Source organism: Halomonas sp. NO4 (genome assembly GCF_010994375.1).
In the GTDB taxonomy this organism is placed as follows: Bacteria; Pseudomonadota; Gammaproteobacteria; order Pseudomonadales; family Halomonadaceae; genus Halomonas.
The window spans coordinates 29518-50821 of sequence record NZ_WHMA01000012.1 but is presented as its reverse complement, the minus strand read 5'-3'; the positions used below and the strand labels follow the sequence as shown (position 1 = coordinate 50821).

Sequence of the window (21304 nt, the reverse complement as noted above, 5' to 3'; positions counted from 1 at the left end):
TTCAATCGGCCGTGGGCGTTGCATCCGTGGCCGGCGGAGCACCCGGCGTAGGGCGTGGTGCGGCCAGCTTCTCCTGCTGCCAAGCGAAGTAGAGGAAGAGCGCGCCCATCACCAGGTAGCCGGTGGCGAAATCGGGAGCGGCGTTGAAGGCGAGCTTGGGCGCGTGCATCAGGCCGACGAAGGCGAAGAGCGCGGCGACCCCGGCGAAGGCGGCAGCACGGCGGAACTGGTGGTCGATCACCGAGACCGTCATGGCGCCGAGGAAGATGGCCGTGAACATGGCGCCCTGGCCCAGCGCGACGATGCCGGTCGAGATGTCCGCCACGACCTCCTCGGCGCCGCGGTTGAAGCGCGTCATCACGTAGTTGGCGAAATAGGGCAGCATGGCCAGGGCCACGGCGGGGTAGTAGCGGCTGTCGTTGCCCTGGAAGGCGGTGGCGATCATCGACATGCCGACGAACACCAGGATCGGTGCCACCACCGAGACCGGGATGATGGCAGCCAGGGCGGCGATCAGGCCGAACATGGTAGCCAGGCCGTAGACGGCGCCGTTGAGCAGGCTGTAGCCGCGGCCCGCCCCCATCCACTTGGCGCCCACGGTGGCGATGTACACCGTGGTGGGGAAGACACCGCCGAACAGCGCACCCAGCATGGTGCCGGCGCCATCGACCGCCTGGCACTCGCGCACGTCGTACTTGTCGCCGGCGGCCTCCATGGCCTCGACGTTGTTCATGGTCTCGATGGCGTTGTAGAGCGTGATGGGCAGCACCACGGTGAGCACGGCCAGCATGCTGGTGAACAGCAGCCCCAGGCCCTCGAACCAGGCGAGGTTGGGCAGCAATGGGTAGAAGCCGAGGTGGTTGAAGGCGTCGCTGAAGCGCTCACCGCCGGCGTCGCCGATCAAGTAGGCTATGGCGGTGCCGACGACGATGGCGAACAGCGAGGTGGGAATGCGAAACGGCATCGTCACCCGACCGATCAGGCCGACGATGATGATCGCCAGCACCAGCAGGCCGATGATTGGCACTTCCAGCGTCTTGAAGAGCATCTCGCCGGCGATGAAGGTCAGTGCCACGCCGGCCACCGCGCCGAGCATCGCCGCGCGGGGCAGGTGATACTGCACCCAGCGGCCGACCACGCTGATCGCGGCTTCGATGGCACCGCTGATGAAGCAGGCCGCCACCGCCACCTTCCAGGCGAGCTCCGGGTCGCCGGTGAGCTGCTTGGCGGGCAGCAGCACCCCGAAGAGGAAGACGAACATCACCGGCGTGGAGATGCCGTAGGAGAGGGCGGTGACGTCGCTGCGGTTCTCCCGGCGTGCCAACCGCGCGGCGCTCCAGGCGTAGTAGAAGTTGCCTACCATCACTGCCACGGCGGCGCCGGGTAGCACTTGGCCGAAGACGAGCGACGCCGGGAAGCCCATGCCCAGCATGGTGATGGCGATGATTACGAAGTTGGCGATGTTGTTCTGGAACAGGGCGAAGAAGGCGTCGGTGTCTTCCTTCTTGTACCAGGGATAGTGTACGGGAGTTGCCGCCATGGGTAGCCTCTTGGTTGTCGGGGTTGTATACAAGGCAAAGGCAGTCTGACCAGAAACTGACTGACTGGTCAAGTCTGCATTCGCCGTGAGCGCCGCGAGGCGCCCCCTGTCCCCGGCGGCAAAGGCGGCATTCTACCCGGGATGGGGCGGGAAATCTCGTGGGTCGGAAACGACGACGCCCGGCCGGAGCCGGGCGTCGTGGCGGGGGTTCGGCGATTGGCGGCTCAGTTGACCGCGGCGATCGCCTTGGCCAGGTAGGGCAGGTTGTGCTGGGAGAAGCCAGCCACGTTGGCACGGCCCGAACGCACCATGTAGATGCCGAACTCGTCGCGCAGGCGGTCGACCTGATCGGGGGTGAGGCCGGTGTAGGAGAACATGCCGCGCTGTTCGGCCACGCAGGCGTACTTCTGGTCGAGACCATAGGGCTTGAGCGCCTCGACGAAGTCGCGCCGCAGTGTGTTGATGCGGTCGCGCATCTCGGTGAGCTCCTCGCGCCACACGGCCGCGAGCTCGGCGGAGTGCAGGATCTCGCTGACGATGGCCCCGCCATGGGCGGGCGGATTGGAGTAGTTCTCGCGGGCCACGATGGCGATCTGCGAGCGCACGTTCTCCATCTGCTCGGCGTTCTTGGCCACCATGATCAGGCAGCCGGTGCGCTCGCAGTAGATGCCGAAGTTCTTGGAGCAGGAGCTGGTGATGATCACCTCATCGAGGTTCTCGGCCATCAGGCGCACGCCGTAGGCGTCCTCGTCGAGGCCTTCGCCGAAGCCCTGATAGGCGAAGTCGATCAGCGGTAGCAGGTTGCGCTCGCGGACCACCTCGAGGACGGTCTGCCACTGCTCGCGGGACAGGTCGAAGCCGGTGGGGTTGTGACAACAGGCGTGCAGCACCACCACGTCGCCTTCGGGAATCTGCTTCAGGGCCCCCAGCATGCCGTCGAAGTCGAGGCGGTTCTCGGCGTCCACGTAGGGATACTTGTGCAGGGTGATGCCGGCTGCCTTGAAGATGCCCAAGTGGTTCGGCCAGGTCGGGTCGCTGACCCAGATGTCCTTGCCGGGCAGCTGCTGGCTGATGAAATCCGCCGCCAGGCGCAGGGCGCCGGTGCCGCCGGGCGACTGGGTGGCGCTGGCGCGGCCGGCATCCAGCACCGGCGAATCCTCGCCCAGCACCATGGGCAGGATCACCTGGCCGTAGCGCGGGTCGCCGTGGGAGCCGATGTAGGTCTTGGTGGTCTCGTTCTTGAGCAGCCGCGCCTCGGCTTCTTTGACCGCGCGCATTACCGGCGTGTTGCCCTCGGCGTCCTTGTAGACACCGACGCCGAGATCGACCTTCTGGGGGTTGGTGTCCTTCTTGAAGGCCTCGATCAGGCCGAGAATGGCGTCTCCGGGTACCCGCTCAATGTGTTCGAACATGTGTCTCGCTACCTCGTCGGTTCTGGCGGCAATGCAGTGATAATCGCTCCCCATGATGCCATTGCGCTCGGCGAACTGCCACCGACAGGCTTGCTACAGTGAGAGCAGGTCGCATACGGAGGGAGGCAATGGAGGACACGTCACGAACTCGCCTGCCACTCTGGCTGAAGCTGGCCTTTACGGCCTGGATTCTGGGCTGGGCGCCCACCTATGCGGTACTGCTCGGGCCGCAGAATTTCCTGTGGCTGTGCAACCTGGCCAATTTCCTGATTCTGGTCGGACTGTGGAGCGAGAACCGGCGGCTACTGTCGATGCAGTGGCTGGCCGTGGCACTGGTGGGCGCCCTGTGGGCGGTGGACGTGGGCACGGCCTGGCTGACCGGGGTGCACCCCATCGGGGGCACGGAGTACATGTTCAACCCCGATAACCCGCTCACGACACGGCTGCTCTCACTCTACCACCTGCTGCTGCCACTGGTCGCGGGCGTGGCGGTGGCGCGGCTGGGGTATGATTCGCGGGCGCTGGCGTGGCAGACCCTGCTTACCTGGGTGGTGATTCCCGTCTCCTATTTGGTCACCGAGGCCGAGCGCAACATCAACTGGGTCCACGGGCCCTTCGGCACCCATCAGGAGACGCTCGACCCGTTGCTCTACCTGGCGGGGCTGATGCTGGGCTGGCCAGTGGCGGTCTACCTGCCGGTGCACCTGCTGATGCGCGCGCTGCAGTCGCGGCGTCGGCGGGGCTGAGGCGGAGCGGTCAGGCGATGACGCGATTGCGTCCCTGGCGCTTGGCGGCGTAGAGACTGGCATCGGCACGTTCGATCAGGGTGTCGCGGGGTTCACCGAGGCGGTACTCGGCCAGGCCGATGCTGACGGTGACCTCGCCGGGCGCGATGCCGAAGTCGTGCTCGGCGATCAGGCGTCGCAGGCGCTCGGCCAGAGGCTGGCAGCGGATGAGGGGCGTGAGCGGCAACACGATCGCGAATTCTTCGCCGCCGAGGCGCCCCATGGTGTCTTCCTCGCGCAGCACCTCGCGGGAGAGTTTCGCCAGTTCGACGAGCACCTGGTCACCCTGGAGGTGGCCCCAGGTATCATTGATGCGCTTGAAGTGGTCGAGATCGAGCAGCATCAGCGACAACGGGGTGCCATGGCGATTGCACAGCGAGGTTTCCTCATTGAGCCGGGTGATCAGCTTGCGCCGGTTGGCAAGACCGGTGAGGGCATCGGTGTCGGACAGCCGGCGCAGGCGTGCCTCCTCGATCATCTGTTCGGTGATGTCGATCATCATGCCGTGCCACAGCACCCCATGCTCCGAGGGTTGCGGCTGGGCACGCAGGGCGATCCAGCGTGAGCGGCCGTTGAAGAGGCGCAGGCGGAACTTGGTGGCGATGGGTATCTGCCAGCGCGCCGAGCGTTCGATGGCGGTCATCAGGCGCGGGTAGTCCTCCTCGTCGAGGCGGTCGAGCATATGGAGAGCGTCGTGCATCAGCTGGTCGGGCTCGATGCCCGGCAGACCGGTACCGCTACCGGCCAGGTAGGGGAAGCGCATGTGGCCGTCGCGACCACGATAGAACTGGAAGATGACTCCCGGCAGGCGTGCGGTGAAGTCGCGAAGCCGCTCCGGTGTGTCCAGCCCCCCACCCGGCATGACGTCGTGTTGTTCCATGCGGGTGTCCTTGCATCCCGACTGCGTACAGGATCACTGCGTATTGTTGTCGGCCGGGGGAGGCGCCCAGGCTTGGCAGATCGGTGAACTTGCTAATATACCCCTGCCGGGGTGGCGGTGCATCCCGGCGTGGTTGTAGGCAATATCCTACAGGATTTGTAAGACAGGCGGGATTGTCCTCGATCAGTTTTATCGCGGTGCGTCGTAGCGACCGGGGCGGCCGCGGGAGAAGACCACTTGCCAGAGTTCCATATGGCGCGCCCGGAAGCCGCCGGCGCAGACCGAGAGGTAGTAGCGGAACATGCGCCGGGTGCGTTCGTTGTAGCGGTCGGCGATCTCGGGCCAGTGCGTCTCGAAGTTGGCGAGCCAGGCCATCAGGGTAGTGTCGTAGTCGGCACCGAAGTTCTGCCAGTCCTCCATGGTCATGTGGCCTTCGCTCGCCTCGGCGATATGGCGGATCGAAGGCAGCTGGCCGTTGGGGAAGATGTAGCGGTCGATCCAAGGGTCGGCGACGACATCCGAGCGGTTCGAGCCGATGGTGTGGAGCAGGAAGAGTCCGGCGTCGTCGAGCAGTTTCTCCACGGTAGTGAAATAGGTGGCGTAGTTGCGGTGCCCCACGTGTTCGAACATGCCGATGGAGACGATGCGGTCGAAGTGGCCGTCCAGGTCGCGATAGTCCTGGAGCAGGATCTCCACCGGCAGGCCGGCGCAGCGCTCGCGGGCCAGCCGGGCCTGCTCGCGGGAGATGGTGATGCCGGTGACCTCGACGCCATGGTGGCGGGCGGCATGCTCGGCAAAGCTGCCCCAGCCGCAGCCGATGTCGAGGACGCGCATTCCCGGTGCCAGTTCGAGCTTGCGGCAGGCGAGTTCCAGTTTGGCCCGCTGTGCGTCGTGGAGCGTATCCGCGGCCTTCCAGTAGCCGCACGAATAGCACATGGTGGGGTCGAGCATGCCTTCGAAGAGGTCGTTGCCCAGGTCATAGTGCTGCTCGCCGACGATGTAGGCACGCGCCTTGCTCTGCAGGTTGAGCAGGCCGGCCTGGAGGCGGTACATCAACCGGTCGGCGGGCTTCTTGGCGCGTTCGCCAAGACCATGGCACAGCAGCCGGCAGGTCATCTCGTCGATCCGCTCGCACTCCCACCAGCCATCCATGTAGGCCTCGCCGAGCCCCAAGGAGCCCTGGCGCAGCACTCGCGAGCAGAAATCGGGATGATAGATCTGCGGGTCCCAGGGCTGGTGGCCGTTGAGGGTGACGCCCGAGCCGGCCAGCAGGGAGTCGAGCACGCGTCGCGCGCGGGTGTCGGGCAGAGCGATGGGGGCCATTGGTTGATCGCTGGTCATGGAGTCCTCCCGGTCCATCTGGTTAGGCACTGATGAGCGGCAAGTCCTTGGCGTGTTTCGTCTGAGCATAGACCAAGCTGGCGCGCGCCGAACAACGCTGCGGGCTGGTATACTCGCGCCGTGCCACTATTTTGCCAATGTTTGCCAATGGACCTGCCAACGGAGTCGTCGACGTGTCCTGCGATTCGCCCCTGATCATCGCCCTCGATCATCCCTCCCTGGATGCCGCCCTGTGTCTGGCCGATCGTCTCGATCCGAAGCGCTGTCGCGTCAAGGTGGGCAAGGAGCTTTTCACCCGCAGCGGGCCCGATGTCCTCGAGGCGCTCCACGGGCGCGGCTTCGAGGTGTTTCTCGATCTCAAGTTCCACGACATCCCCAACACCGTGGCGGGGGCTGTGCAGGCGGCCGCCGAGCAGGGCGTGTGGATGGTCAATGTGCATGCCAGCGGCGGGCGGCGCATGATGGAAGCCGCGCGTGAGCGGCTGGATCGCCATGGCCTGGAAACGCACCTCATCGCCGTGACCGTGCTGACCAGCCTGGAAGAGGCCGACCTGGCGGAAGTGGGCGTGGCGGGCACGGCCGAGACACAGGTCGAGCGCCTGGCACAGCTCGCCCAGGACAGCGGCATGGATGGGGTGGTGTGCTCGGCCCAGGAAGCGGCGCGGCTGCGCGAGCTGTGCGGCGAGCGCTTTCTCAAGGTAACGCCGGGGATTCGGCCGACCTTTGCCGCAGCGGACGATCAGTGGCGGATCATGACGCCGCAGGCGGCCAGGGCGTCGGGCAGCACGCATCTGGTGGTGGGGCGTCCCGTCACCCGGGCGAAGGATCCCATGGCGGCGCTGGCCGCCATCGAGCAAGAACTGGCGGCGTAGAGAGCCGGAAGCGTCGTCACTCTCCCTCGATACCGGTGATCGGCCGGGTGGTGCCCCAGCTGCGGCAGCGCGGGCACTGCCAGTGCAGCGGCTCACCGGCCAGGCCACAGCGCTGGCAACGATGGCGTGGCCGGGCCTGGAGCAGGGAACGGGTGTGCTGCTTGAGCAGCCGGATGCGCGTGTCGGGTTCGCCACCGGCCTGTTGCTGGTGGTGATAGAGATCCAGCAGGTAGTCCAGCCCCCCCAGGCTCGGGGTGCGATCGAGCTGGTCGGTGACCAGGTCGATGGCCACCTGCACGCCTTCCTGGCGCCGGCGCGTCTCGGCCAGCAGGATCACCAGGCTGGTGAAGGGGGCTTGCGCGCGCAGCTGCTCCAGGCAGGCCACCAGGCCGGCATCGTCGTCCAGTAGGCGGTGGGCGTGCTGCAGCGGTTCGAGCATCACCGGCACGAACGCCACGTCCTGTTCGGGGATGTGCATCAGGTGGCGGATCGCTTCCCGGTAGCGCGCGGTATCCTCGGCCAGGGCGGCCAGCAGCAGGTTGGCCCGCACGCAGTGCGGATCGATGGCTATGGCCTGACGCAGCTTCTTGCGGGCGACTCCGGGGCTGGCGGTGCGTCGCGCCTGCTCGGCGAGCTCGCACAGCCAGTGCGCGGCGGCACGCCGTATCTCCTCGTGCTGTCGCACCAGCGCCGGGTGGGCGACGTCCAGGGCGGCCTGCCACTCGCCCTCGCGGTCGAAGAGGTCGACCAGCAGTTGCTTCGCCGTGTGGCGGGTCTCCTCGTGGCCCGATTCGCGAATCAGCTGCTGGAGCAGGCGTTCGGCGCGGTCGAGCAGGCCCAGCTTGAGGAAATCCCGCGACAGCTCCAGCTGCACCTGTTCGCTCTGTGCCGTGGTGAGCGTGGGGCGGGCCAGCAGGTTCTGATGAATCTTGACGGCGCGATCCGCCTCGCCCCGGGTGCGGAAGAGATTACCCAGGGTAATGTGGGTGTCGATGGTTTCGCTGTTGACCTCGAGGGCGGCCACGAAGGCCTCGATGGCGCGGTCCGGCTGCTCGTTGAGCAGGTAGTTGAGGCCCACGAAATAATCCCGCGTCAGCGCGGGGGGCTGCGCGGGATTGGCGTGGCCACGGCGTTCGCGGCGGCCTAGCCACCAGCCGATGGCCACGGCTGCCACCAACAGGGTTAGCAGCAGGGCATCGGGCATCTAGGGCAGTTCCTTCAGCTCCTGGACCCGCAGACGGTCGAGCTCCTTGCGCTGCTGGCGGTTGTGGCGCTGGGCGCGTGTCAGGTGGGTGCGCAGCCTGAGCCAGACTCCGGTCATCGCCAGCATGCCGAGCACCACGCCACCCGCCAGGGCGGCGAGAAGCCAGACCGACAGCGAGGCGGCCGGCAGCTCGATCCAGATCAGGTTGAGCGGCACGGTCTGCTGGTTGTTCACGGCAAACAGGATGCCGACCAGCAGCACCCCGAGCAGAATGATGGCCAGAATCAGGCCTTTAAGCCAACGCATGGGCTTGTCCCTTGTGAATGGTGGAATCGGTTAGTAGCCGAGGGCACGGCTGGCATTGACCTGCTCGCGCAGCTCCTTGCCGGGCTTGAAGTGTGGCACGAACTTGCCGTCCAGGGCGACAGGGTCGCCGGTCTTGGGGTTGCGACCGATGCGCGGCTCGCGGTAGTGCAGCGAAAAGCTGCCGAAGCCGCGAATTTCCACGCGCCCGCCCTCGGCCAGGGTGTCGGTAATGTCGTCGAGGATGAGACGTACCGCGGACTCGACTTCCTTGAGCGACAGGTCGGGCTGCCGCATGGCGATCTGCTCGATCAACTCGGATTTTGTCATCGACTCTCTCCTGGCGATGGCCGGCTCCGCAACGGAGCCGAAGGGAGTTGTTATTCTGCTCTCAGCATACTGCGCAAATCGTGATAAAACAACGCACTACGACCATGGTCAAGCGGATGCCCGGAAACCGCGCCGGCGGCTGCCTCCAGGGCACGCCTTGGGTATACTGGGCGCACCATTCACCGCGACTGTCGAGGCCGACGTTGAACGACGCGACAACCCCCGAGGCGCTTGCCCAGCGCAAGCGCCTGCACTGGCACTCCCGCCGAGGCATGTGGGAGCTGGACCTGCTGCTGATTCCCTTCCTGGAGCACTGCTACGACAGCCTGGACGTCGACGACCAGGCGGCTTACCGCGAGCTGATCACGGAGGAGGACCAGGATCTCTTCGCCTGGCTGATGCGCCGCGATGTGCCGTCGAATCCCGCCCATCGGCGTATCGTTGAGATGATCCAGGCCCATGCCGAGAACGCCGATAACGATCCGCGTCGTCCCGTCTAGGCTGGCCCGAGCCAGTCACGCGCTGATTGCCCTGGCCGTGATGGCCCTGCTGGTGGCCTACGCCCATCCAGGTCTGTGGCTGCTGGGTGGCGTGACTCTAGGGAGCGTGCTGATCAGCCAGTACCGCCGGGAGCGCGGCGGCGAGCTGCGCGGGCAACCGGGCGAGGCCGGCGGCGCCTGGTACTGGCGCGCCCAGGGCGAGGCGGTGTTTCGCCCCGTCACGCTGCGCTGTCACTACCTGGGCTCCTGGCTGATCGGCTTGCGACTGGGGCGCGAGTCGCTGTGGCTGTGGCCCGACAGCAGTGAGCGCGAGAGCCTGCGTCAGCTGCGGCGCCGGCTGATACAGCTTGCGATCTGATCCCTGAGCAGGCGGCCTGGCGCGCCAACGCCAGGCCGTGCCCCGCTCAAGCAGGTGTTTCGAGGTCGGCGAGACGGCAGCGCGACGGGCGTGGTGCGGTATCGCCGTGATGTGGGCAGTCGGGGTTGTAGTGCAGGCCGCGGGATTCGCGGCGGGCTCGGGCACTGGCCACGGTGAGGCGGGCCAGGCGCAGGGCGTGCCAGAGACTGGCAAGCGCGGGGTCGGGAGCGGCGGCATCCTGGATCGTGGGGCCGACCGTCGCCGCGAGGGCCGCCAGCTCCCGGTCCGCACTCTCCAGGCCGCTGTCGTGGCGCACGATGGCCACTTGCCGACTCATCACCTCGCGCATCGCCTGTCGCCACTCATGGACCTGCTCCGGGGCAGCCCTGGTGTTCCCGGTTGTCACCGTGACCAGCCGCGCTGACGATGGCGCGGCGGGGCTGGCCAGGCGGGCAGCACAGCTGCGGGCGAATACCAGGCACTCCAGCAGCGAGTTGCTGGCCATGCGGTTGGCGCCGTGCAGGCCGGTGCAGGCGACCTCACCGATGGCATGAAGGTGCGGCACGCTGGTGGCACCGTCCAGGTCGGTGGCCACGCCCCCGCAGCTGTAATGCGCGGCGGGCACCACCGGAATCGGCTGGTGTGCGATGTCGAGGCCGCGAGAGAGGCAGTGGGCGTGGATGGTGGGGAAGTGGTGGCGAATGGCCGCCTCGCCGAGGTGGCGCACGTCGAGCCACACATGCGCCGCGCCGCTGCGCTGCATCTCGGCGTCGATGGCACGGGCGACGATGTCGCGCGGGGCCAGCTCGGCGCGAGGATCCTCAGCGAGCATGAAGCGCTCGCCCGAAGCGGTGACCAGCCGCCCGCCCTCGCCACGCACCGCCTCGCTGATCAGGAAGGGCGGGCCCTCGGGGTCGTAGAGGCAGGTGGGGTGGAACTGCTGGAATTCCAGGTTCATCAGCTCCGCCCCCAGTTCGGCGGCCATCAGCATGCCCTCGCCGCTGGCGGGCTGGGGGCTGGTGGTGTGGCGGTAGAGACCGCTGGCGCCGCCGGTTGCGAGTACGGTGTCCCGGGCCATCAGGGCGGTCAGCTCGCCGCGGGCATCGAGGCACCGGGCGCCGCGGCAGTGGCCGGCCGCGTCGCCGATCAGGCCGATGGCCGTGAGGTCGTCGCGCACGGTGATGGCCGGATGGGCCTCGGCATGTGCCTTGAGGGTGTCGAGCACGGCGCGTCCGGTTGCGTCTTCCACGTGGATGACGCGACGGGCACCGTGGCCGCCCTCCCGGGTCAGGTGGTAGGGGTAGGCGGCATCGGGCGTGATATCGCGGGTGAAGGGCACGCCCAGAGAGAGCAACCACTCGATGGCGGCGGGCCCCTGCTCGACGGTGAAGCGCACGGCGCGCTCGTCGCACAGTCCGTCGCCCGCGACCAGGGTATCGGCGACGTGGGCAGCGAAGTCATCCTGCGGCGAGAGCACGGCGGCGATGCCGCCCTGGGCCCAGCGGCTGGCGCCGCGGTCGTCGCTGGCCGGGCGAACCAGGGTGACCCGGCGGGTGGCGGCGCTGTGCAGGGCCAGGGTGAGGCCGGCCACGCCGCCACCGATGATCAGCACGTCATGGTCGCGGTGAGTCATCTTGCTCTCCTTGTGCAAGTGGCGCCTGGCCGGGAATGATACGCGAACGTCCCGAGGCGTGCCGCAAGCGCTGGCTGGGCAGGCGCTCCAGGCTGCCCAGCCGGGCCGCCAGGGCCTGGGTCAGGCGGGTCAGCTCGCGGTTGAGCCACAGGTAGCCGCTGGGGCTGAACAGGGCGCGGCCGTCCTCGCCGCGGGCGTTGCGGGCCAGGTCGGCATGGCGCTGAAGATCGAACGGCGTGATGGCGACTGAAATCGGCTGGCCGGTGCGCACCTGGTAGGCCAGGCTGCCGAGCTCGCGCGCCAGGCGGTGCTGCGCCTCCCGCAGCCCGTCCATGGCCGCGATGCGCTCGTGGCCGGCACGCGTCGTCCAGTGCGTCTCCAGCAGCAGTTCGATGGTGGAGAGCATCCGACGCTGCAGGGAGATGAGGTCGTCGAGCTCGTCGCGCCGCAGGCGGCGTTCGCGATGGATGGCGTCGACCAGCGTGCGCTGCTTGACCAGCTGCTTGCTGGAGGCCTTGAGCAGCGCCCGGGTATCGACATCGGTGGCCTGGTTCGCGGCGGTGTGAGCATGGTAGAGCCGCGCCAGGCGCTCGAGGTTCTCGGCCAGGAGGAAGCGCATCATGTCGGTGGCCTTCTGCGGCAGCACCAGGGCGGTGACGCCGATGCCGATCAGGGTGCCGAGCAGCACATCGAAGGCTCGCCACAGGGCGATATCGAGCTCCCGATCGTGGGTGCCGATCACCAGCAACAGGCTGATGGCGAACATCAGGCCAGCGTAGCCTTGGCGTCCGCCGAAGGTGAGCCAGGTAGCCAGGCCGATGCCGGCCAGGGCTCCCAGGGAAACGGTCGCGGGGGAGGCGAACGGCAGCAGGATCAGCAGCACGCCCCAGCCCGCGCCGAGCAGCGAGCCGAGCAGCCGCTGGCGCCCCTTGTCGAGCACCCCGCCGACATGGGGCAAGTTGCCCATCACCATGACGGTGCTCACCAGCGCCCAGCCGGAGTGCGGCACTTCGAACAGCGTGATGATGGCGTAGGTGATCGACAGGGCCAGTAGCACGCGAAACACGTGGAGGCGGCGTTGGTGTCGGTAGTTCAGATGAGGGTCGCGCAGGGGCGGCAGATTCATGAGGCAAGGCCCCGTTCGGGCGCAAGATGCGGCGCACGATGGCAGGGAGGCGAGGCGCTTGGTGCCCGGAGCCGGGCTCGAACCGGCACGGTGTTGCCACCGAGAGATTTTAAGTCTCTTGCGTCTACCAATTTCGCCATCCGGGCGGCACGGTTTCGAGCAGGCAGCGGAAGCTGGCAGGAGAAAGTGGAGGCTGGAGTCGGAATCGAACCGGCGTACACGGAGTTGCAGTCCGCTGCATAACCACTCTGCCATCCAGCCTCGTTGAGTCGATGGAGCGGGAAACGAGATTCGAACTCGCGACCCTCGCCTTGGCAAGGCGATGCTCTACCACTGAGCTATTCCCGCTCGACTCGAGAGCGAATTATACGGACAAGGCCGGCACTGTCAATGGCTTGACGGCGTTTACTACATGGAGCGACTCAGGTGCGGCCAGGCGGCGCGCAGGTAGAGCACCATGGACCACAGGGTGAGAAGGGCGGCGGCGTGCAGCGTCAGCAAGCCGAGCAGTGCCAGGGGGGTGCCGGGCGCGAAGGCGATCAGCAGCAGCAGGGCGACCATCTGCAGGGTGGTCTTGACCTTGCCCAGCCAGGAGACGGCGACGCTGCTGCGCTTGCCCATCTCCGCCATCCACTCGCGCAACGCCGAGATTACGATCTCGCGGCCGATGATCACCAGCGCCGGTAGGGTCAGCCAGGCAGAATCGAAACGCTCGACGAGCAGCGCCAGGGCAACCGCCACCATCACTTTGTCGGCCACCGGGTCGAGGAAGGCGCCGAAGGGGGTGGACTGGTCCCAGCGTCGTGCCAGATAGCCATCGAGCCAGTCGGTCACCGAGGCGAGGGCGAAGAGGGCCGCGGCGACCGGCATGCTCCAGGAAAACGGCAGGTAGAAGAACACCACCAACAGGGGAATGAAGACGATGCGGCCGAGCGTCAGGAGGTTGGGGATGTTCATTGCAAGCGATGTCCTTGGCGATGTGGGTTGTCCATCGGGGCCTGCCATTCTAGCGGCCGCCACTCGCTTCATCCATGCAGGGCGCGATGAATGGTCTCGGCGAGCGCGGTGCTGATGCCCGGCACGCGGGAAAGCTCTTCGCGACTGGCCTGCTTGACCCCCTGCAGCCCGCCGAAGAAGCGCAGCAGTTCGCGCCGGCGTTTGGGGCCCACCCCGGCGATGCCCTCCAGGGTGGAGCTGCGCCGCGCCTTGTCGCGCCGCGTGCGGTGGCCGGTGATGGCGAAGCGGTGCGCCTCGTCGCGCACGTGCTGGATGAGGTGCAGGGCCGGCGAGGTGGCATCGAGGTCCAGGGTATGTTCGACGGTCTCTAGAAAGAGGGTTTCCAGGCCTGCCTTGCGGGTGGTGCCCTTGGCCACGCCGAGCAGGTGGATCTGCCCCAGGCCCAGTTCGGTGAGCACATCGCGTGCCTGGTTGAGCTGCCCCTTGCCACCGTCGACCAGCAGGATGTCGGGGATGGTACCCTCGCCGTCGGCCAGGCGGCGGAAGCGGCGCTCCAGGGCCTGGTGCATGGCGGCGTAGTCGTCGCCGGCGGCCACGCCTTCGATATTGAAGCGGCGGTAGTCCGACTTGCGTGGCCCGTTCTGGTCGAAGACCACGCAGGAGGCCACGGTGGCCTCGCCCTGGCTATGGCTGATGTCGAAGCACTCCAGCCGTTCGGGCGTCTCGCTCAACTCGAGGGCATCACGCAGGGCCGCAAAACGCCGGTTCAGCTCGCCCTGATTGGCGAGCTGGCCGGCGAGCTGCTGCTCGGCGTTGGTGCGGGCAAGCTCCAGCCACTGGCTGCGGTGGCCGCGCACGCTGTGGGTGACACGCACGCGGCGCCCCGCCTGGCTGCTCAGCGCGCTCTCGAGGATCTCCGGGTCGGGCAGGGGATGGCTGGTGATCACCTCGCGGGGAATCTCACGCTCCTGGCCCAGATAATACTGACTGACAAAGTCGCCGAGCAGAGCCTCGGCATCCAGGTCGAGGCCGTTGCCGGGGGTATGGTGGCGAGCGCCGAGAAGACGCCCCTGTCGCACGGCCAGCACAGAGATGCACTGGGTGCCGGGGCGACTGGCGAGGGCAAAGACATCAGCATCACCGCCTTCGGTGTCGACGAACTGGCGTTGCTGCAGCTGGCGCAGTTGCTGGATCTGGTCGCGCAGGCGTGCGGCCTCCTCGAAGGCCAGCTCGCAACTGGCGCGCTCCATCGCGTCGGTGAGTTCCTGGGTGACCGCTTCGCTCTTGCCCTCCAGGCACATGACGGCGTGTTCCAGGTCGCGTCGGTAGTCGGCCTCGCTGATATAACCCACGCAGGGCGCGCTGCAGCGATCGATCTGGTACTGCAGGCAGGGGCGCGTGCGGTTGGCGAAGACACTGTCCTCGCAGTTGCGGATGCGAAAAATCTTCTGCATCAGCGACAGGCTCTCGCGTACCGCACCGCTGCTGGGATAGGGGCCCAGGTAGCGGCCGTCGTCGCGGCGGGTGCGCGCCCGCTTGTACTCCAGGGCCGGGTAGGGGTGGCGGTCGCTGACGAAGACGAAGGGGTAGGACTTGTCGTCGCGCAGCAGGATGTTGTAGGGCGGGCGCAGCTCCTTGATCAGGGTCTGCTCGAGCAGCAGCGCCTCGATCTCGCTGCGCGTGACGGTGACTTGGATATCGGCGATGCGCGCTACCATGGCCTGGGTCTTGGTATTGAGTGCGCCACGGAAGTAGCTGGCCAGGCGGGCCTTGAGGCGCTTGGCCTTGCCGACATAGAGCGTCTCGCCCTGGGCGTCGAGCATGCGGTAGACGCCCGGTGCCTGGGTAACATTGGCAAGGAAGTGCCGCGAATCGAAAGGCATCGTGCAAGTGGTAACGCGTGGTGGAGAAGCCACTAGCGTAACAGATGCGCGGCCTCAGGGGGGGCTGTCGAAGCCGGCCACCAGGCCGTAGCGCAGCCCGAGGTGGGTCAGTTCCACGTCCGTTTCCACGCCGAGCTTCTCGAAGATTCGGTAGCGGTAGGTGTTGACCGTCTTGGGGCTCAGGAAGAGACGGTCGGAAATCTCGGCCACTCGTTGGCAGTTGACGATCATCATCGCCACCTGCAGTTCGCGATGGGAGAGCTGGTCGAAGGGGTTCTCGTCGGGATCGAAACGCGCCAGCACCAGGCGCTGCGCGATGTCGGCGCTGATGTAGCGGCGACCGGCGAAGACGCTGCGCACGGCGTCGACCATGTCGGAGACCTGGGTCTCCTTGCTGATGAAGCCGCCGGCGCCGGCTTCCAGCAGGCGCTGGGCGAAGCTGTCCTCCATGAAACCGGTCAGGGCGAGTACTCGTACATCCGGGTCGCCGCGTACGATCTTGCGCGTGGCTTCCAGCCCGCCGATTCCCGGCATGCGCAGGTCCATCAGCACCACGTCCGGCCTTAGGCTTCGACTCAGGGTGATGGCCTCCTCGCCGCTCGCGGCCTCGCCGATTACCTGCAGGTCATCCTCACCGTCCAGTAGGCGCGCAAGGCTGGTGCGCACCAGATGGTGATCGTCGACGATAAGAACCTTGATCAATGCTGACGCTCCTCGGCGTTGACGGGGTGGAAGCCTCGGCGGCCTGGGGTAGGGCATCGCGCTACCGGTTGCCAAGCTTGCCACAGTCGGCAACCAAGGAAAATTAGTCAGGCTTCGCAATCCGTGGGGCATCAAGAAATGCGCACGAGCCGCAAGAAAAATCGCCCGTGCGCTTGACGCCGAAAACCGAGGTGGTAGTATGCGTCTCGTTCTCGCCGAGGCGAGATAGCGTGGGGCCTTAGCTCAGCTGGGAGAGCGCAACACTGGCAGTGTTGAGGTCAGCGGTTCGATCCCGCTAGGCTCCACCAACAAGACATGTCGAATCAGCCGCTTGGCGTACTCCGCCAGGCGGCTTTTTCGTGTGCCGCGATCGCGGCCAGCTTCCTGCATTCTTCCTTCCCCCTGACTGCCTCCATCTCCTGACTTCCTCGACCTGGCAGGCAGCTGCCGGGGTCGCCATCCGTGGGGCGGCCATCACGGCTCACTCAACCGCTTGTTGGCGGTGCGCGGGCCAACCGCCCTGGCGAATCACCGGGCAGTCGGCCACGGTATGGTTGTAGAGGTAGACCCAGGCAGGGCCGTAGCGCGTGGTGAGCACGATCCGGTCATAGTCGCCCTGGGCCGGGGCCGGCGGGTGGTAGCCCTCCAGACGGTCAAGAGCGGCCATCTGGCGCAGGTTGACGCGATACACCTCCACATCGATGCCTGAAGAGGGTTCGCGCTTGGCGCCGGGGCAGGGGCCCAGGTCATAGAGGGTGATGGCGGTCAGGTGATCTTTGCCGAGGGGCTCCGCCCCGGCCAGCCAGTGGTGATTGCGCAGGCCGTGTTTCAGGGTGCCGTAGACGGCGACCAGCCGCGTGCGGGCAATGGCCAGGGCGGGGGTGTTCAGCGACATCTTGCCTCCGGGTGTCTGCCATTCGAGGATGGTGCGGGCTTTGTGCGTACATTTCCACTGCGGGAGCGAAACATGAGCGAGTCACGGCAAGTCGGCATGATCGGCGTGGGCCTGATGGGCCACGGTATTGCCAGCAATCTCCTGAAAACCGGCCATCGGCTGCACTTTCTCGATCACCCCGGCAACCAGCCGGTGGAGGATCTGCTCGCGGCGGGGGCTGAGAGACACACCACGGCACGAGCGGTGGCCGAGTCCGCTGAGGTGGTGCTCTTGTGCGTGACGGGCTCGCCCCAGGTTGAAGCCGTGCTCTTCGCGCCAGACGGCGTGCTCGAAGGGCTGGCACCGGGCACTGTGGTCATCGACTGCTCCACGGCGTTGCCGAGTTCCACGGCGCGGGTCGCCGAACGGGTGGTGGCGGCGGGCGGGCGCTTCATGGATGCAGCCATGACCCGCACCCCCAAGGAGGCCGCCGAGGGGCGCCTCAACCTGATCGTGGGCGCATCGCCGACGCTGTTCGAGGAGTGGCAGCCGCTGCTGGCGTGCTTTGCCGAGACCATCACCCGAGCCGGTGACACCGGGGCCGGGCACACCCTGAAGCTGGTGCACAATTTCGTCTCGCTGGGGTTCTCGGCGGTGCTTGCCGAGGCCACGGCCGCGTCTCGACGTGCCGGCATCGCGGATGCCGCCCTGCTCGAGGTGCTCGGCCAGGGGGCCGGTGCCGGGGTGATCCTCGAGCGCCTGCGGCCCTTCATCGAGCACGGTGACCCTTCCGCCTTTCGCTTCAGCGTGGCCAACGCCAGCAAGGACCTCGGCTACTACCACGCGACGGCGGAAGAGCTGGGGGCGCCGGGCGAGGTGGCCGGAGCGGTGCAGGCACGCTATGCGGCCTTCGAGTCGTCAGGCCTCACGGTGCCCGAGCTGATCGACGAACTGGCAAAGGGGCGAGACGAGAGCGACTGAAGTGTGATACCTGTCATGTTGTCATACACTTTAACAGCGATCGATTGACCGGCAGGAGGTACCCATGAAGATCACGCGACTCAGGACCTGGCAGGTTCCCCCGCGCTGGCTGTTCCTCAAGATCGAGACCGACGAGGGCGCCTACGGCTGGGGCGAGCCGGTGATCGAGGGGCGCGCGGCTACCGTGGAGGCCGCGGTTCACGAGCTTGCCGACCTGCTAATTGGCGAAGACCCGCACCGCATCGAGCACCACTGGAACCGCCTCTATCGCGGCGGGTTCTACCGTGGCGGGCCGATCCTGATGAGCGCCATTGCCGGTATCGATCAGGCACTGTGGGATCTGAAGGGGCGCGACCTGGGTGTGCCGGTGCATCAGCTGCTGGGCGGCGCCTGTCGCGAGCGCATGCGCATGTACGCCTGGACCGGCGGTGATCGGCCGGCGGACGTGGGGCTGGGTGCCCACGAGCTGATCGAGCAGGGCTTTACCGCCTTCAAGATGAACGGGACGGCGGAGATGGCCATCGTCGACTCCCATGCGCGCATCGACGAAGCCGTGGCCCGCCTGGCCGAGGCGCGCCAGGCCGTGGGGCCGGAAGTGGGCATCGCCGTCGACTTTCACGGCCGGGTGCACCGGCCCATGGCCAAGGCGCTGCTGCGCGAGCTGGAGCCGTTCCATCCGATGTTCGTGGAGGAGCCCGTGCTGCCCGAGCACCTGCCGGCGCTCAAGCACATTGCCGGCGGTCTGGGCTATCCCATCGCCACCGGCGAGCGGCTGTTCACCCGCTTCGAATTCCGCGACCTGCTTGCCGACGGCATGGTCGACATCGTCCAGCCCGACCTCTCCCACTGCGGCGGCATCAGCGAGGCACTGCGCATTGCTGGCCTGGCCTCCTGCCATGACGTGGCCCTGGCGCCGCACTGTCCACTCGGCCCCTTGGCCCTGGCCGCCTCGCTGCAGCTGGATGCCGTCTGTCACAACGCCTTCATCCAGGAGCAGAGCATGGGCATCCACTACAATCGGGACAACGACGTGCTCGACTATCTGGTGGACAAGAGCGCTCTGGCCATCGAGGAAGGCTTCTGCCGCATTCCCGAAGGGCCGGGCCTGGGCGTGGAGATCAACGAGGCCTTCGTCGAGGAGCGCGCCGCGGTGGGGCATCGCTGGCGCAACCCGCTGTGGCAGCACACCGACGGCTCCGTCGCCGAATGGTGAGTCAACCGGGAGGAGGCGCGATGAGTGTGAACATGCAGGCATTCGAGCAGGCCATGGAGGCCTGTCCGCTGGTGGCCATTCTGCGCGGTGTGCAGCCCGATGAGGTGATCGGGGTGGCCGAGACCCTGATGGAGTGCGGCATTCGCCTGATCGAGGTGCCGCTCAATTCCCCCGAGCCCTGGGAGAGCATCGCCCGCCTCAAGGCGCACTGTCCGCCCGAGGTGCTGGTCGGCGCGGGCACCGTGCTGACCTCCGAGGAGGTGCGTCGCCTGGCCGGCCTCGAAACGCCGCTGCTGGTGACGCCCAACAGCGACCCGGCGGTGATCCGCGAGGCGCGCGGCGCCGGGCTGGTGGCGCTGATCGGTTGCATGACACCCACCGAGGCGCTCGCCGCCGCGCGTGCCGGCGCCACCGCCCTCAAGCTCTTCCCGGCCGGTCGCTTGGGCGTCGACTACTTTCGCGACATGCGCGCCGTGCTGCCGCCGGAACTGCCGGTGCTGGCGGTGGGTGGCATCGACATCGACGACCTGGCGGCCTGGCATGCCGCCGGCATTGCCGGCGTCGGCCTGGGCAGCAGCCTCTATGCGCCGGGGCGCTCGCTGCCCGAGATCGAGGCGCGCGCTCTGGCCCTGGTCGCCGAGTGGCGGCGGTTGCAGTCGATGGAGCTGATATGACCCCGGCCTTCATCGCCGTCGACTGGGGCACGAGCAACTTTCGCGCTTTCCTGGCGGATGCCGAGGCCCGGGTGCTGGCCGAGCGGCGCTCCGCCGCAGGGCTCCGGGCACTCGAGGCGGCCGCGTTCCCCCACTACTGCCGTGAGCAACTGAGTGACTGGTTGCACGATGCCGGTGGGGAAGGGGCGCTGCCGATCTATCTCGCCGGGATGGTCGGTGCCCGCAGCGGCTGGGCGGAAGCGGCGCAGCTTGAGCTGCCGCTGTCGCCCGAGACCCTGGCGGCCCACCTGACCGCTGCACCGGGCCTTGCCAACGCCTGGCTGGTGCCGGGCGGCAAGGTGGTGACGGCCGAACATGTCGACGTGATGCGCGGCGAGGAGGTGCAGGCCTTCGGGGGGCTGGCGCTCACGGGGCGCGACAGCGGTCTGTTCTGCCTGCCGGGCACCCACAGCAAGTGGATCCGTGCCGAGGGCGGCCGTCTCGTCGACTTCACCACCCTGGTCACCGGGGAGCTCTACCATGCGGTGCGCTTTCATACCCTGCTTGGCGAGCCGGTGCCCCCTGAGGACGCCTTCGATGCGGAGGGGTTCGAGCGCGGCCTGGCTGCCGCCCGCCATCCGGCGGGCGTGTTGCATGCGCTGTTCGAGGCGCGCAGCCGCTATCTTCACGATGGCCTGGCGGCGGGCCAAGTGGGGAGCTTTCTCTCTGGCGTGCTGATCGGCAGCGAGATCGCGGCCATGGACCATCTTCTCGCCCCCGCCAACGGTGTCACCCTGATCGGCTCCCCGGCGTTGGCAGCCCGCTATCGGCAGGCACTGGGCGGCCGCCGCGATCTCGTCGTGACCACCCTCGACAGCGATGTGGCCAGCCTCGCCGGCATTGCCCGCCTGCATGCCCGGCGCCGCGCTGCCTCTGCCTGACTCCCTGCGAACGCAAAGAAAGAAAAGAGAGGTGCCATGACCCTGCCCGACAACCCCTTCAAGCGCCGCCTGCAGGCCGGCGAGCCCCAGACCGGGCTGTGGCTGGGGCTCGCCAACCCCTACACCGCCGAGATGGCCGCCACCGCGGGCTTCGACTGGCTGCTTCTCGATGCCGAACATTCGCCCAATGACCTGAAGAGCCTGCTTGCCCAGTTGCAAGCCGTGGCGCCCTATGCGTCTCAGCCCATCGTGCGCCCGCCGGTGGGCGAGGCGGTGCTGATCAAGCAGTACCTGGACATCGGTGTGCAGACCCTGCTGGTGCCCATGGTGGAGAGCGCCGAGCAGGCGCAGGCTCTTGTCGACGCCATGCGCTACCCGCCCCACGGGCGGCGCGGGGTCGGCCATGTGCTGGCGCGGGCGGCGCGCTGGGGCCGGGTGGACGACTACCTGGACCGGGCCGATGACGCCATGTGCCTGCTGGTGCAGGTCGAGACGCGTGCCGGGCTCGACAACCTCGAGGCGATCGCCGCCGTCGAGGGGGTAGACGGCGTCTTCATCGGTCCGGCCGATCTCTCCGCGGCGCTGGGGCATCTGGGCGATGCCGGCCATCCCGAGGTGCGCGGCGCCATCGGCGATGCCATCAGGCGCATCCGTTCGGCCGGCAAGGCAACGGGAATCGTCACGGTCGACGAGAGTGAGGCGCGAGGCTACCTCGAGGCGGGCTGCACCTTCGTCGGCGTGGGGGTCGACACCCTGCTGCTGATGAACGCCCTTCACGGGCTTGCCGAGCGGTTCCGCCAGGGATGAGCCGCCGGC

At 67.5% G+C, this 21304-nt stretch carries 22 protein-coding genes and 4 tRNA genes; 10 read left to right on the top strand and 16 right to left on the bottom strand.

Going from position 1 to position 21304, the window contains the following annotated elements:
• Position 1 precedes the first annotated feature (1 nt).
• Entirely contained in the window at positions 2-1540 is a 1539-nt protein-coding gene (locus FEF15_RS10675; protein ID WP_163559147.1) for an NCS2 family permease, read from the bottom strand.
• Positions 1541-1764: 224 nt separating this feature from the next.
• Positions 1765-2952, bottom strand: a complete 1188-nt coding sequence (locus FEF15_RS10670; protein ID WP_163559146.1) for an amino acid aminotransferase — start codon at positions 2950-2952, stop codon at positions 1765-1767.
• 128 nt (positions 2953-3080) lie between these two features.
• Between FEF15_RS10670 and FEF15_RS10665 the strand changes: the two genes are divergently transcribed.
• Positions 3081-3698, top strand: a complete 618-nt coding sequence (locus tag FEF15_RS10665) for a hypothetical protein (protein WP_163559145.1) — start codon at positions 3081-3083, stop codon at positions 3696-3698.
• Between the two features lie 10 nt (positions 3699-3708).
• Here the strand turns inward: FEF15_RS10665 and FEF15_RS10660 are convergent, their stop codons facing one another.
• The gene (locus tag FEF15_RS10660) at positions 3709-4617 is read right to left on the bottom strand and encodes a sensor domain-containing diguanylate cyclase (protein WP_163559144.1); all 909 of its coding nucleotides are present in this window, start codon (positions 4615-4617) and stop codon (positions 3709-3711) included.
• A 189-nt stretch (positions 4618-4806) separates the two neighbouring features.
• Positions 4807-5958: a cyclopropane fatty acyl phospholipid synthase gene (gene cfa, locus FEF15_RS10655; RefSeq protein WP_163559143.1), complete on the bottom strand. Its 1152-nt coding sequence runs from the start codon at positions 5956-5958 to the stop codon at positions 4807-4809.
• Positions 5959-6131: 173 nt separating this feature from the next.
• Here cfa and pyrF point away from each other — a divergent pair, with 173 nt between their 5' ends.
• Complete coding sequence (gene pyrF, locus FEF15_RS10650) at positions 6132-6830, top strand: orotidine-5'-phosphate decarboxylase (protein ID WP_163559142.1); 699 nt, start codon at positions 6132-6134, stop codon at positions 6828-6830.
• 16 nt (positions 6831-6846) lie between these two features.
• On the opposite strand, the gene lapB is transcribed toward pyrF, so the two are convergent.
• From lapB to FEF15_RS10635, 3 genes are read right to left on the bottom strand one after another with little or no spacing between them, the layout of a single operon-like run.
• Positions 6847-8034, bottom strand: a complete 1188-nt coding sequence (gene lapB, locus FEF15_RS10645) for a lipopolysaccharide assembly protein LapB (RefSeq protein WP_163559141.1) — start codon at positions 8032-8034, stop codon at positions 6847-6849.
• The gene (locus FEF15_RS10640; protein ID WP_163559140.1) at positions 8035-8340 is read right to left on the bottom strand and encodes a LapA family protein; all 306 of its coding nucleotides are present in this window, start codon (positions 8338-8340) and stop codon (positions 8035-8037) included.
• Positions 8341-8370: 30 nt separating this feature from the next.
• The gene (locus FEF15_RS10635; RefSeq protein WP_276208208.1) at positions 8371-8685 is read right to left on the bottom strand and encodes an integration host factor subunit beta; all 315 of its coding nucleotides are present in this window, start codon (positions 8683-8685) and stop codon (positions 8371-8373) included.
• Positions 8686-8870: 185 nt separating this feature from the next.
• Here FEF15_RS10635 and FEF15_RS10630 point away from each other — a divergent pair, with 185 nt between their 5' ends.
• Both FEF15_RS10630 and FEF15_RS10625 read left to right on the top strand, forming a co-directional pair.
• On the top strand, positions 8871-9167 hold the full coding sequence (locus tag FEF15_RS10630) for a succinate dehydrogenase assembly factor 2 (protein ID WP_163559139.1): 297 nt from the start codon (positions 8871-8873) through the stop codon (positions 9165-9167).
• The gene (locus tag FEF15_RS10625; protein ID WP_163559138.1) at positions 9127-9525 is read left to right on the top strand and encodes a protein YgfX; all 399 of its coding nucleotides are present in this window, start codon (positions 9127-9129) and stop codon (positions 9523-9525) included. Before FEF15_RS10630 ends, FEF15_RS10625 begins: the two co-directional genes overlap by 41 nt.
• A 46-nt stretch (positions 9526-9571) precedes the next feature.
• Here the strand turns inward: FEF15_RS10625 and nadB are convergent, their stop codons facing one another.
• The 8 genes from nadB to FEF15_RS10585 all read right to left on the bottom strand — a co-directional run bounded on the left by nadB (position 9572) and on the right by FEF15_RS10585 (position 15826).
• Positions 9572-11158 carry an L-aspartate oxidase gene (gene nadB, locus FEF15_RS10620; RefSeq protein ID WP_163559137.1) on the bottom strand — a complete coding sequence of 529 codons (1587 nt, stop codon included), beginning with the start codon at positions 11156-11158 and terminating at the stop codon, positions 9572-9574.
• The gene (locus FEF15_RS10615; protein ID WP_163559136.1) at positions 11139-12284 is read right to left on the bottom strand and encodes an FUSC family protein; all 1146 of its coding nucleotides are present in this window, start codon (positions 12282-12284) and stop codon (positions 11139-11141) included. The genes nadB and FEF15_RS10615 overlap by 20 nt, the downstream gene beginning before the upstream one ends.
• A gap of 59 nt (positions 12285-12343) precedes the next feature.
• Positions 12344-12430: transfer RNA gene (locus FEF15_RS10610), tRNA-Leu, on the bottom strand.
• A gap of 41 nt (positions 12431-12471) precedes the next feature.
• A tRNA-Cys gene (locus FEF15_RS10605) sits at positions 12472-12545 on the bottom strand.
• A 12-nt stretch (positions 12546-12557) separates the two neighbouring features.
• Positions 12558-12632: transfer RNA gene (locus FEF15_RS10600), tRNA-Gly, on the bottom strand.
• Between the two features lie 60 nt (positions 12633-12692).
• The gene (gene pgsA / locus FEF15_RS10595) at positions 12693-13241 is read right to left on the bottom strand and encodes a CDP-diacylglycerol--glycerol-3-phosphate 3-phosphatidyltransferase (protein ID WP_163559135.1); all 549 of its coding nucleotides are present in this window, start codon (positions 13239-13241) and stop codon (positions 12693-12695) included.
• Positions 13242-13309: 68 nt separating this feature from the next.
• Positions 13310-15124 carry an excinuclease ABC subunit UvrC gene (gene uvrC / locus FEF15_RS10590; RefSeq protein WP_163559134.1) on the bottom strand — a complete coding sequence of 605 codons (1815 nt, stop codon included), beginning with the start codon at positions 15122-15124 and terminating at the stop codon, positions 13310-13312.
• A 54-nt stretch (positions 15125-15178) separates the two neighbouring features.
• Entirely contained in the window at positions 15179-15826 is a 648-nt protein-coding gene (locus FEF15_RS10585; protein ID WP_163559133.1) for a response regulator, read from the bottom strand.
• A gap of 232 nt (positions 15827-16058) precedes the next feature.
• Here FEF15_RS10585 and FEF15_RS10580 point away from each other — a divergent pair.
• A tRNA-Ala gene (locus FEF15_RS10580) sits at positions 16059-16134 on the top strand.
• 173 nt (positions 16135-16307) lie between these two features.
• Here FEF15_RS10580 and FEF15_RS10575 read toward each other — a convergent pair.
• The gene (locus FEF15_RS10575) at positions 16308-16721 is read right to left on the bottom strand and encodes a gamma-glutamylcyclotransferase family protein (protein ID WP_163559132.1); all 414 of its coding nucleotides are present in this window, start codon (positions 16719-16721) and stop codon (positions 16308-16310) included.
• A gap of 72 nt (positions 16722-16793) precedes the next feature.
• On the opposite strand from FEF15_RS10575, the gene FEF15_RS10570 reads away from it, so the two are divergent.
• The 5 genes from FEF15_RS10570 to hpaI all read left to right on the top strand — a co-directional run bounded on the left by FEF15_RS10570 (position 16794) and on the right by hpaI (position 21295).
• On the top strand, positions 16794-17681 hold the full coding sequence (locus FEF15_RS10570) for an NAD(P)-dependent oxidoreductase (RefSeq protein WP_163559131.1): 888 nt from the start codon (positions 16794-16796) through the stop codon (positions 17679-17681).
• 64 nt (positions 17682-17745) lie between these two features.
• Positions 17746-18894: a galactonate dehydratase gene (dgoD, locus tag FEF15_RS10565; RefSeq protein WP_163559130.1), complete on the top strand. Its 1149-nt coding sequence runs from the start codon at positions 17746-17748 to the stop codon at positions 18892-18894.
• Between the two features lie 20 nt (positions 18895-18914).
• Entirely contained in the window at positions 18915-19568 is a 654-nt protein-coding gene (locus FEF15_RS10560; RefSeq protein ID WP_163559129.1) for a 2-dehydro-3-deoxy-6-phosphogalactonate aldolase, read from the top strand.
• Positions 19565-20488 carry a 2-dehydro-3-deoxygalactonokinase gene (locus FEF15_RS10555; protein WP_163559128.1) on the top strand — a complete coding sequence of 308 codons (924 nt, stop codon included), beginning with the start codon at positions 19565-19567 and terminating at the stop codon, positions 20486-20488. The genes FEF15_RS10560 and FEF15_RS10555 overlap by 4 nt, the downstream gene beginning before the upstream one ends.
• 36 nt (positions 20489-20524) lie before the next feature.
• Positions 20525-21295, top strand: a complete 771-nt coding sequence (hpaI, locus tag FEF15_RS10550; RefSeq protein ID WP_163559127.1) for a 4-hydroxy-2-oxoheptanedioate aldolase — start codon at positions 20525-20527, stop codon at positions 21293-21295.
• Positions 21296-21304: the final 9 nt, after the last annotated feature.

Coding starts and splice junctions, on each gene's coding strand:
- FEF15_RS10625 (WP_163559138.1), top strand. CDS start 9,127: ATGCCGAGAACGCCGATAACGATCCGCGTCGTCCCGTCTAGGCTGGCC.
- FEF15_RS10555 (WP_163559128.1), top strand. CDS start 19,565: ATGACCCCGGCCTTCATCGCCGTCGACTGGGGCACGAGCAACTTTCGC.
- FEF15_RS10675 (WP_163559147.1), bottom strand. CDS start 1,540: ATGGCGGCAACTCCCGTACACTATCCCTGGTACAAGAAGGAAGACACC.
- FEF15_RS10560 (WP_163559129.1), top strand. CDS start 18,915: ATGAGTGTGAACATGCAGGCATTCGAGCAGGCCATGGAGGCCTGTCCG.
- FEF15_RS10665 (WP_163559145.1), top strand. CDS start 3,081: ATGGAGGACACGTCACGAACTCGCCTGCCACTCTGGCTGAAGCTGGCC.
- FEF15_RS10570 (WP_163559131.1), top strand. CDS start 16,794: ATGAGCGAGTCACGGCAAGTCGGCATGATCGGCGTGGGCCTGATGGGC.
- FEF15_RS10575 (WP_163559132.1), bottom strand. CDS start 16,721: ATGTCGCTGAACACCCCCGCCCTGGCCATTGCCCGCACGCGGCTGGTC.
- nadB (WP_163559137.1), bottom strand. CDS start 11,158: ATGACTCACCGCGACCATGACGTGCTGATCATCGGTGGCGGCGTGGCC.
- hpaI (WP_163559127.1), top strand. CDS start 20,525: ATGACCCTGCCCGACAACCCCTTCAAGCGCCGCCTGCAGGCCGGCGAG.
- lapB (WP_163559141.1), bottom strand. CDS start 8,034: ATGCCCGATGCCCTGCTGCTAACCCTGTTGGTGGCAGCCGTGGCCATC.
- FEF15_RS10640 (WP_163559140.1), bottom strand. CDS start 8,340: ATGCGTTGGCTTAAAGGCCTGATTCTGGCCATCATTCTGCTCGGGGTG.
- pgsA (WP_163559135.1), bottom strand. CDS start 13,241: ATGAACATCCCCAACCTCCTGACGCTCGGCCGCATCGTCTTCATTCCC.
- FEF15_RS10670 (WP_163559146.1), bottom strand. CDS start 2,952: ATGTTCGAACACATTGAGCGGGTACCCGGAGACGCCATTCTCGGCCTG.
- FEF15_RS10615 (WP_163559136.1), bottom strand. CDS start 12,284: ATGAATCTGCCGCCCCTGCGCGACCCTCATCTGAACTACCGACACCAA.
- uvrC (WP_163559134.1), bottom strand. CDS start 15,124: ATGCCTTTCGATTCGCGGCACTTCCTTGCCAATGTTACCCAGGCACCG.
- FEF15_RS10660 (WP_163559144.1), bottom strand. CDS start 4,617: ATGGAACAACACGACGTCATGCCGGGTGGGGGGCTGGACACACCGGAG.
- cfa (WP_163559143.1), bottom strand. CDS start 5,958: ATGACCAGCGATCAACCAATGGCCCCCATCGCTCTGCCCGACACCCGC.
- dgoD (WP_163559130.1), top strand. CDS start 17,746: ATGAAGATCACGCGACTCAGGACCTGGCAGGTTCCCCCGCGCTGGCTG.